General features: G+C 69.7%; 5 protein-coding genes and 3 pseudogenes. 4 read left to right on the top strand and 4 right to left on the bottom strand.

Annotation, left to right across the window (positions count from 1 at the left end; genetic code table 11):
* Both ACNFOC_RS45105 and ACNFOC_RS45100 read right to left on the bottom strand, forming a co-directional pair.
* A pseudogene (locus ACNFOC_RS45105) lies at positions 1-133 on the bottom strand (phosphoketolase family protein); the annotation flags it as partial.
* A 26-nt stretch (positions 134-159) separates the two neighbouring features.
* Entirely contained in the window at positions 160-2,028 is a 1,869-nt protein-coding gene (locus ACNFOC_RS45100) for a ricin-type beta-trefoil lectin domain protein (RefSeq protein ID WP_416964804.1), read from the bottom strand.
* 134 nt (positions 2,029-2,162) lie between these two features.
* Between ACNFOC_RS45100 and ACNFOC_RS45095 the strand changes: the two genes are divergently transcribed.
* Positions 2,163-5,174: a glycoside hydrolase family 3 protein gene (locus ACNFOC_RS45095; protein WP_416964803.1), complete on the top strand. Its 3,012-nt coding sequence runs from the start codon at positions 2,163-2,165 to the stop codon at positions 5,172-5,174.
* Positions 5,175-5,231: 57 nt separating this feature from the next.
* Here the strand turns inward: ACNFOC_RS45095 and ACNFOC_RS45090 are convergent, their stop codons facing one another.
* Both ACNFOC_RS45090 and ACNFOC_RS45085 read right to left on the bottom strand, forming a co-directional pair.
* Positions 5,232-6,326 (bottom strand): sensor histidine kinase, encoded by a 1,095-nt coding sequence (locus tag ACNFOC_RS45090; protein WP_416964802.1) that lies wholly within the window; start codon positions 6,324-6,326, stop codon positions 5,232-5,234.
* Complete coding sequence (locus tag ACNFOC_RS45085; RefSeq protein ID WP_416964801.1) at positions 6,319-7,023, bottom strand: response regulator transcription factor; 705 nt, start codon at positions 7,021-7,023, stop codon at positions 6,319-6,321. The genes ACNFOC_RS45090 and ACNFOC_RS45085 overlap by 8 nt, the downstream gene beginning before the upstream one ends.
* Positions 7,024-7,113: 90 nt before the next feature.
* Between ACNFOC_RS45085 and ACNFOC_RS45080 the strand changes: the two genes are divergently transcribed.
* From ACNFOC_RS45080 to ACNFOC_RS45070, 3 genes and pseudogenes are all read left to right on the top strand, one after another.
* The gene (locus tag ACNFOC_RS45080) at positions 7,114-8,109 is read left to right on the top strand and encodes an endonuclease/exonuclease/phosphatase family protein (protein ID WP_416964800.1); all 996 of its coding nucleotides are present in this window, start codon (positions 7,114-7,116) and stop codon (positions 8,107-8,109) included.
* Between the two features lie 66 nt (positions 8,110-8,175).
* Positions 8,176-9,252: pseudogene (locus ACNFOC_RS45075) on the top strand (hypothetical protein); the annotation flags it as partial.
* A pseudogene (locus tag ACNFOC_RS45070) lies at positions 9,248-9,380 on the top strand (protein translocase subunit SecF); the annotation flags it as partial. The pseudogenes ACNFOC_RS45075 and ACNFOC_RS45070, both read left to right, overlap by 5 nt.

Raw genomic sequence — 9,380 nt, 5'->3', positions numbered from 1 at the left:
CGTCGAGTTCGGACTCGGGCAGGCGGGACAGCACGGTCGGGTTGGCGATCTTGTAGCCGTTGAGGTGCAGGATCGGCAGGACGGCGCCGTCGTGGACCGGGTCGAGGAACTTGTTGGAGTGCCAGGCCCCCGTCGAGGGCGGGACATGACCCGCCCCGCCTACTGCAAGTGCCACTTCTGGTTGGCAGCCCCCGTGCACGTCCAGATCTGCGCCCTCGCTCCGTTCGTCGACGAATTGCCCGTCACGTCAAGGCACTTGTTGGCCGCCGTGTTCACCACATCACCGGTGGTCGCGTTGTACGACCACTGTTGCGCGGCGGTTCCATTGCAGTCGTACAACTGCACCTTGGCCCCGTCCGCGGTCGAAGCCGACGTCACGTCAAGGCACTTGCCGAGGGAGCGGACCGTGCCGTCGGTGCCCACGGTCCACTGCTGGGCGGTCGAGCTGTTGCAGTCGTAGAGCTGGACGGCCGTGCCGTTGGTGGTCGAACCCCCGGCCACGTCAAGGCACTTGCTCGCGAGGCCGACGAACGCGCCGGTCTGGCTGCCGCCGCCGGCCTGCGTCCCCGCCCAGGTGAAGGTCGCGGACGTCTTGCCGGGCAGGGAGTAAGTCGCGTGCTGGCCACCCCAGTTGATGGTGACGGTCTTCGCGGTCGAGGCGTCGTTGTACGCGATCAGTGCCTTCGAACCGTCCGGGTTGCGCCACGCCACGTTCGGCACGTTCGTGGACGCCGTGGACGCGATCCGCTGGGCTCCCGGCCGTACGAACTTCGTCAACTGGCCCATCGTGTAGTACTCGACGGTGTAGTCGACGGTCCCGCTCGCGCCGTCGCCGTTGTGCACGGTGATCAGGCCGGTGCAGGTGCCGCAACCGCCGTTGTGCGGGCCCATGTTCTGGTCCACGGCCAGCGACCACTTGGTCACCGACTTCGCCCAGTTACGGGTGTAGTCGATGATGTTGTTCATGTCCTCGCGCTGCTGGTTGGCGATCCAGGTGCCGCCGGAGTGCTCGGTGCCGAAGGCGTCCAGCGTCGGATACTGGTTGTGGACGGTGGTCTGCTTGGCGATGTCACCGCCGTAGCCGTGCCAGGCGATCCCACCGAAGTTGGGGTTCGAGCGGACGGCCGCGTCGTCCACCGTCGAGGCCGCGTACGAGTCGTACACGTCCCAGTTCCAGTCGTGCGCCAGCACCTTCGTGGTCAGGCCGGACGCGTTGAGCTTCGGCAGCAGCTCGCTCTTCGTGAAGTAGGCGAGCCCGGACGCGTTCCAGCTCATCGACGGGTAGCCGGAACAGCACGTCGGCTCGTTCTGGACGGTCACGTACGAGACCGGAACGCCCTGGTCCTTGTACGCCTGGAGGTACTTGACGAAGTAGTTGGCGTACGCGCCGTAGTCCTCGGACTTCAGCCAGCCGCCGTTGAGCGAGCCGCTGTCCTTCATCCACGCCGGTGCCGTCCATGGCGAGGCCATGACAGTCAGAGACGGGTTGAGTGAGAGCGCCTGCTTGGTCAGCGGGACGACGTCCGCGAGGTCGTGCGCGATGGAGAAGTTGGTGAGGTTGGGGTCGGTCTGACCGGCGGCCACGTCGTCGTACGAGTAGCCGTACCGCGCCAGGTCCGAGGCGCCCATCGGGTTGCGCAGGAACGACAGGCCGATGCCGTCGGTCGGCGAGAACAGCTTGGTCATGGTCGCGTTCCGCGTCGCCGTCGACAGCGCGCCGCTGCTGTTCATCAGCCAGGCCGCCGTGTCCGTGAAGGACGCGCCGCCCCCGGTGAAGGTCTGGTAGCGGGTGTTCTCGTCGACGGTGATGTTCTCGCCGCTGCCGCCCGTCCCGGAGGAGAAGGCGAACGGCGTCTGGGCCTGGAGGCCGCGCGTGACATGGCGTCCGGCGGCGTCGTCGGTGGTGGTGAGCCAGGCCGTGACCTGTTCACCGGCAGCGTGTGCGGGGGGTACGGCCGCGGTGAAGCCGGCCACGGAGAGCAGTCCGGCGAGCAGCAGCCGGGCCGTGCGGGGGGTTCTCCTGGACATGGATGCGTTAGCCCTTCCTGACGAGATGTCTTGACGGGTCTGCGGGCCGTTAGTTAACTCACGGCGTGATCTAAGTCATGAGTGAACTGTGCGAACCCAGAGTGAACCAGAGCTCCAGAGCCGAGGGAAGGTCCATGCCAAGAACCGCCCTGCTCGTTTCCACCGCCCTGTGCGCCGCGCTGCTGTCACCGGCCGCCGTCTCCCAGGCGGCCGCCGCCGCCGATCCAGCCCCCACCCCCGTCGACCGCTTCGAGGGCGAGGTGCCCTTCGCCAGCCAGCCCGCCGAGGGCATCTTCACCTGGGGCGGTGACACCGACGACCCGCCCCAACTCGCCCTGACGGCGAGACCGGACGCCCCCGAGGGCGCGAAGGTACTCACCGGCACGTACGACATCAGCGGCTACGGCGGCTTCACCCACGACTACGCCGCGACCGAGCCAGGCCACGACTGGTCGGCGCACCAAGGCATCCGGTTCTGGTGGGACGGCCAGAACACCGGCAAGGCCACCAACTTCGAGATCAAGGACGGCGGCGCGAACGGCGAGGCCTCCGAGCTGTGGACGACGTCCTTCACGGACGACTTCACCGGCTGGAAGCAGATCGAGATCCCGTTCACCAACTTCGTCTACCGCACGGACTACCAGCCCGTCGGAGGCATCGACCACGTCCTCGGCCTCAACGAGATGTGGGGCTACGCGGTCACCCTCCCGGTCGGCGTGCACGGCCAATTCGCCATGGACGACGTCGAGTTGTACGGCAAGGCGGACCAGTCACTGCGCGCCTCCGTCACCACCGACTCGGCGGTCTACCCGGTCAAGGAGGGCGGTACGGCCGCGGTCAAGGTCACCGTCGCCACCACCGGCGCCGTCCCGCTCGACGACCCGGTGACCGTCGCCTACGCGTCCGACACCGGCACCGCCACCTCGGGCAAGGACTACACCCCGGTCTCCGGCACGCTCACCTTCCCGGCGGGCACCGCGTCCGGCGCCACCCAGACCGTCAAGGTCCGCACGCTCAAGGACAGGTCGGCCGAGAACGCCGAGACGATCCCGCTGAAGCTCACGGTCACCGGCGCCAAGGCCCCGACCGAGAACCCGCAGGTCGTCGTCGACGCGCACGGACTGCCGTACCTGGACAGCAAGTTGCCCATCAAGAAGCGCGTCGCCGACCTGGTGAAGCGCATGTCCCTTGAGGAGAAGGCCGGGCAGATGACCCAGGCCGAGCGCGGCGGCGTGGGCACCGGCGCCGACGTCGCCACCTACGACCTCGGCTCCCTGCTCTCCGGCGGCGGCTCGACCCCGACGCCCAACACGGCCGCGGCCTGGGCGAAGATGATCGACTCGTTCCAACTCCGGGCGCAGGCAACGCGGTTCCAGATCCCGCTGATCTACGGCGTCGACGCCGTCCACGGCCACAACAACCTGGCCGGCGCCACGATCATGCCGCACAACATCGGCATCGGCGCGACCCGCGACCCCCAACTCGCACAGAAGACAGGCGAGGTGACGGCCAGTGAGGTCCGCGCGACCGGCGTCCCGTGGGACTTCGCACCCTGCCTCTGCGTCACCCGCGACGAACGCTGGGGCCGCTCCTACGAGTCGTTCGGCGAGGACCCGGCGCTCGTGCAGTCCATGGAGACGATGATCCAGGGTCTCCAAGGCGCCGCGAACGGCAAGGACTTGAAGGACGACGACAAGGTCCTCGCCACAGCCAAGCACTTCGTCGGCGACGGCGGCACCGCGTACGGCTCCTCCACGACGGGCACGTACACGATCGACCAGGGCGTCACCACGGTCACCCGGCAGCAGCTGGAGGCCATCCACCTGGCCCCGTACCAGACGGCGGTCGACCGGGGCATCGGCACGGTCATGCCGTCCTACTCCTCGCTCGACATCGTCGGCGACGGCCTCGGCCCGGTGAAGATGCACGCCCGCGCCGACATGATCAACGGCGTCCTCAAGAACCGGATGGGCTTCGACGGCTTCGTCATCAGCGACTGGAACGCCATCGACCAGCTCCCCGGCGACTACGCGTCCCACGTCAGCACCTCGGTCAACGCGGGCGTCGACATGATGATGGTCCCGTACAGCTACAAGGACTTCAGCTCGACGCTCGTCGCCGAGGTGAAGGCGGGCCACGTCACCGAGAAGCGGATCGACGACGCCGTGTCGCGCATCCTCACCCAGAAGTTCAAGCTCGGCCTCTTCGAGAAGCCGTACGCCGACACGAGCAACGCCTCGAAGATCGGCTCGACTTCGCACCGGGCCGTGGCCCGGCAGGCGGCGGCCGAGTCGCAGGTGCTGCTGAAGAACGCGAACAACGTCCTCCCGCTGAAGAAGTCGCAGAAGGTCTACGTCGCCGGTTCCAACGCCGACGACCTCGGCAACCAGACCGGCGGCTGGACCATCACCTGGCAGGGCGCGTCCGGCACGAACACCACCGGCACGACGATCCTCCAGGGGATGAAGAACGCCGGCGGCAACGTCACGTACTCCAAGGACGCCTCCGCCGCCACGAGTGGGTATGACGTGGGCGTGGTCGTCGTCGGCGAGACCCCGTACGCCGAGGGCATCGGAGACGTCGGCAACGGCAACGACCTGACCCTCACCCCCGCCGACCAGGCAGCCGTGGACAAGGTGTGCGCGGCGATGAAGTGCGCGGTGCTGATCGTCTCCGGGCGCCCGCAGCTGATCGGGGACCAACTCCCCAAGATCGACGCCCTGGTGGCCTCCTGGCTGCCCGGCACGGAGGGCGACGGTGTGGCCGACGTCCTCTACGGCAAGCGGTCCTTCACCGGCCAACTCCCGGTCACCTGGCCGAAGTCGGAGGCCCAGCTGCCGATCAACGTGGGTGACACGACGTACGATCCGCAGTTCCCGTACGGCTGGGGCCTGACGACCGTGACGAAGACGCCCACGGGTGGCACGGCCGCCCTGAAGGCGCTGGAGGCCGCTGCGGCGAAGACCCGCTCGGCGGAGACGGGCAAGGCGCTCGTCACCAAGGCGCGGCTGATCGTGCAGGCGAAGGTGGGGCAGAACGTGACGGCGGCGGTGTCGAAGCCGTTCGCCGACGCGGACCATCTGCTGCTGACGGGTAAGTACGCGGCGGCCGTGAAGAAGTTGGAGGAGGCGTACCGGGCGGCGTAGCGACTGCCCCGTGGTTTCCCCGTACCCCCTGCTGCCTCAACGGCGCGGGGGGTACGGCTAGTTGGCGGGGAGTTCCACGGTGATGCGGAGGCCGCCGGTGGGGCGCGGGGTCAGGGTGAGGGTGCCGTCGTGGGCGCCGGTGATGGTCTTGACGATCGCCAGGCCGAGGCCTACTCCCGCGTGGTCGGTGTGGACGCGCTCGGTGCCGCGTTGGAAGGGCTCGGTGAGGGTCGAGACCTGGTGCGGGGTGAGCGGGTCGCCCGTGTTCTCGACCGTGAGGACCGCGGACCTGTGGCCTACGGCGGTGGTCACCCACACGGTGCCCTGTTCGGGCAGGTTGTGGACGATCGCGTTCTGCACGAGGTTCGTGGTCAGCTGGAGCAGGAGTGCCTGGGAGCCGCGGGTGGGGGTGACGTCGCCGCCGGTCTCGATGGTGACGCCGTGCTTCTCCGCGAGGGGGAGGAGGGTCTCGGTGGCCTCCTCCGCGACGAGGGAGAGGTCGACGGGTTCCCGGGTGAAGGACCGTTGGTTGGCGCGGCTGAGCAGGAGCAGTGCCTCGGTGAGGTCGATGGCCCGGGTGTTGACCGCGTGGAGGCGGTCGACGAGTTCACCGGTGTCGTGGTCCGGGTCGGTGCGGGCCACGTCGAGCAGTGCCTTCGAGATCGCCAGCGGTGTGCGCAGCTCGTGGGAGGCGTTGGCCGCGAATCTCCGCTGTTCGGCGTCGTGTGCTTCGAGCCGCGTGAGCATGGCGTCGAAGGCGTCGGCGAGTTCGCGGAACTCGTCCTCGCGGCCCGGCAGTTGGACGCGGTGGGAGAGCGAGCCGTCCGTGGCCATGCGGGTGGCCTCCGTGATGCGGGTCAGCGGGGCGAGCATGCGGCCGGCGAGGATCCACCCGCCCACGAGGCCGAACACCAGCAGGAACGCGAGGACGGCGGCCGCTCTCGGCGCGAAGACCTCCAGGAGGGCGGACCGGACGGGGAAAACGCCCTGTGTGGGCCGGTCGTCGGCGTTGATGAGCATCGCCCGGTCGGGGACGTACCGGAGGAGGAACACCCACACCGCGGTGAGCAGCAGGGCACCGGCCACCATGAGGAATCCGGCGTAGCTGAGGGTGAGTTTGAGGCGGACGCTCAACCCGGGCGCCCTATCCACGGTCGGCTCCGTCGGCTCCGTAGTTTTCGGCTTCGGGTTGTGTGTCGATGCGATAGCCGACGCCCGGCACCGTGGCGATGATCCACGGTTCGCCGAGCCGCTTCCGCAGCGCCGAGACGGTGATGCGTACGGCGTTGGTGAACGGGTCGGCGTTCTCGTCCCAGGCCCGCTCCAGGAGTTCCTCGGCGCTGACGACCCCGCCCTCGGCGGCCACGAGGACGTCGAGCACGGCGAACTGCTTCCTGGTCAGCGCGACATAGCGGCCGTCCCGGTAGACCTCCCGGCGGAACGGGTCGACGCGCAGGCCCGCCAACTTCCGTACGGGCGGCCTGTTGTGGGCGCGTCTGCGGTCCAACGCCCGCAGCCGGAGCGCGAGTTCCTGGAGTTCGAAGGGTTTCGTGAGGTAGTCGTCGGCGCCGAGTTCGAACCCGGTGGTCTTGTCGTCGAGGCGGTCGGCGGCGGTGAGCATGAGGATCGGCAGGCCGCTGCCGGAGGCGACGATGCGGCGGGCGACCTCGTCGCCGGAGGGGCCGGGGATGTCGCGGTCGAGGACGGCGATGTCGTAGCTGTTGACGCCGAGCAACTCCAGCGCGGTGTCGCCGTCACCGGCGATGTCGGCCGCGATCGCCGCCAGGCGCAGGCCGTCGCGGATGGCTTCCGCAAGATAGGGCTCGTCCTCGACGATCAGCACACGCATGGGTTCGATGGTAGGAGTCGGCACCTATCGTCCGCGTATCGAAAACCCCATACGTGACGGCAACACCGGGCCGACTTGGGTGACGGGGTGATGATCCCCCGGATTCCTCTCGGACCCTGGAAGCGCGGCCCGGTGTTCGCGGCGCTGGCCCTGCTGCTCGGGCTGCTCATGCTGCTGCACGCCCACATCCCGAACGTCGGAGGCGTCGGCAGCCTGCTGGACAACCTCCTGCCGTGGTGCGGCGTGTTCGTCCCGGTGCTGCTCGCCGGGGCGCTGTGGCGCCGGTCCGCCTCCGCCGTGGTCGCGCTGGTGCTGCCGGTCACGGTGTGGCTGAGCCTCTTCGGCGGGCTGCTCACCGACAGGTCCCACCCGGGCGGCGACCTCACCGTGGTGAGCCACAACGTCGGCGCGGGCAACACCGACCCGACCGGCACCGCCCGCCAACTGGCCGTCTCCGGCGCGGACTTGCTCGCACTGGAGGAGCTGACCGATCAGGCCCGGGGCACGTACGAGAAGGGGCTGGCGAAGGCGTACCCGTACCACGTGGTGCGGGGCACGGTCGGACTGTGGAGCAGGCTGCCGCTGTCGGACACGCGGCCGGTGAATGTCGTACGGGGCGATGCCGGGCCGTTGGCGAAGACCAAGCCGGCCCAGTCGAAGGCGGAGGCGGCGGCGGAGGTCCGGGCGCTGCGCACCACGGTGGCCACGGCTCGTGGGCCGCTGGCGGTGTACGTGGCGCACCTGGGGTCCGTGCGGGTGATGCCCAGAGGTGGATTCTGGACGGTCTCGCGCGACTTCGGCGCGGACGCGCTCGCCAAGGCCGTCGCCGCCGAGCCGGACAAGCGGGTGGTGCTGCTCGGCGACCTGAACGGCACCACGGATGACCGCGCGTTCCACGCCCTCACCTCGCGGCTGGGTTCGGCCCAGGAGACCGCCGGGAACGGCTTCGGCTTCACCTGGCCGGCGTCCTTCCCGATCGCGCGGATCGATCAGATTCTGGTACGGGGGGTGCGGGCGCGGAGTTCGTGGGTGCTGCCCGGGACCGGCAGCGATCACCTGCCGGTGGCGGCCAGGATCAGCTGGTGAGCGGCGGCTGACGAGCGGACGCGGGTGGACCGACCAAAGAGACCGGCGTCGGGGTAGCGTCGAAACATGAAGGCCGTCGTACGGACCCGAAGCCTCCCCGGGCTGCTGCTGGCCCTGCTGCTCGCCGCCCTGACCATGGCGACCCCGGCCGCCGCGGACACCGGAGTCTCGACGATCGGCCAGGCCCTGCGCGAGGGCCCGGTCTACGTCGACCCGGCGGCCTCCGGGGTGTCGTCCGCCGACGCCGACGCGCTCGCGCAGCGGATCAAGAAGGCCGACAAGCCGGTCTTCGTCGCGGTCCTCCCCGCCGGCTACCCGACGGCGAACCTCTTCCCGAACCTCCGCACCGCCACCGGCGTCACCGGCCTCTACGCGATCCGCCTCGGCGACCGTTTCGACGCCCGCGCCGACTCCTCCGTCCTGTCGAACGCGGCCGTGAAGAACCTGGTCGCCAGCGTCCAGGGCGAGGACGCGAAGACCCAGCTCACCGACTTCACCGACCGCGCGCTCGCCAGCATGGGCGGCTCGGCGCCCGCGTCCTGGGGCGGCTCCTCGGACGGCGGCGGGGGAGTCTCCACGACCGCCCTGATCGTCGCGGGCGGGGTTCTGGTCGCCGGTGGCGCGGGCGCGTACACGCTGGTGAAGCGCAGTCGTCGCCGCCGCGAGGAGGAGCAGCGCGCGGCGCTCGACAAGCTGCGGGTGGTCGTCGACGAGGACATCACCGCGTTCGGCGAGGAACTGGACCGTCTCGAATTCCACCCGTCCGAGCCCGGCGCCGACGACGCGATGCGCGCGGACTACGAACGTGCCCTCGACGCCTACGAGCAGGCGAAGTCGTACATGGCGGCGGCCACGAAACCCGAGGACGTCCGGTCGGTCACCCAGGCACTGGAGGACGGCCGCTTCTCCCTCACCCAGCTCGCCGCCCGTCGCGAGGGCCGCCCGCTGCCCGAGCGCCGGGCCCCCTGCTTCTTCGACCCGCGCCACGGCCCCTCGGTCGCCGACGCCACCTGGACCCCGCAGGGCGGCGCACCCCGCGAGGTCCCGGTCTGCGCCGCCGACCAGGCCCGCCTCGCGGACGGCCGGGACCCGATGATCCGCGAGGTCGACACGGACTACGGCCGCCGCCCGTACTGGGACGCCGCTCGGTTACTCGCTCTACGACACGGTCGTCGTCTTCGACAGCCTCAAGGAGCAGACCAAGGACATCACCAAGCAGACCCGCTGGACCTACAGCGACATCGCCAACCGGTCGATCAACGGCACCCTGG

Origin of the sequence: Streptomyces colwelliae (assembly GCF_048158785.1) — a bacterium.
Taxonomy (GTDB): Bacteria; Actinomycetota; Actinomycetes; order Streptomycetales; family Streptomycetaceae; genus Streptomyces.
This window is presented reverse-complemented; position numbering and strand designations above follow the sequence as displayed.

Bases quoted from the DNA above. Each gene is read 5' to 3' on its own strand.
- ACNFOC_RS45100 (WP_416964804.1), bottom strand. From the start codon at position 2,028: ATGTCCAGGAGAACCCCCCGCACGGCCCGGCTGCTGCTCGCCGGACTG.
- ACNFOC_RS45095 (WP_416964803.1), top strand. From the start codon at position 2,163: ATGCCAAGAACCGCCCTGCTCGTTTCCACCGCCCTGTGCGCCGCGCTG.
- ACNFOC_RS45085 (WP_416964801.1), bottom strand. From the start codon at position 7,023: ATGCGTGTGCTGATCGTCGAGGACGAGCCCTATCTTGCGGAAGCCATC.
- ACNFOC_RS45080 (WP_416964800.1), top strand. From the start codon at position 7,114: ATGATCCCCCGGATTCCTCTCGGACCCTGGAAGCGCGGCCCGGTGTTC.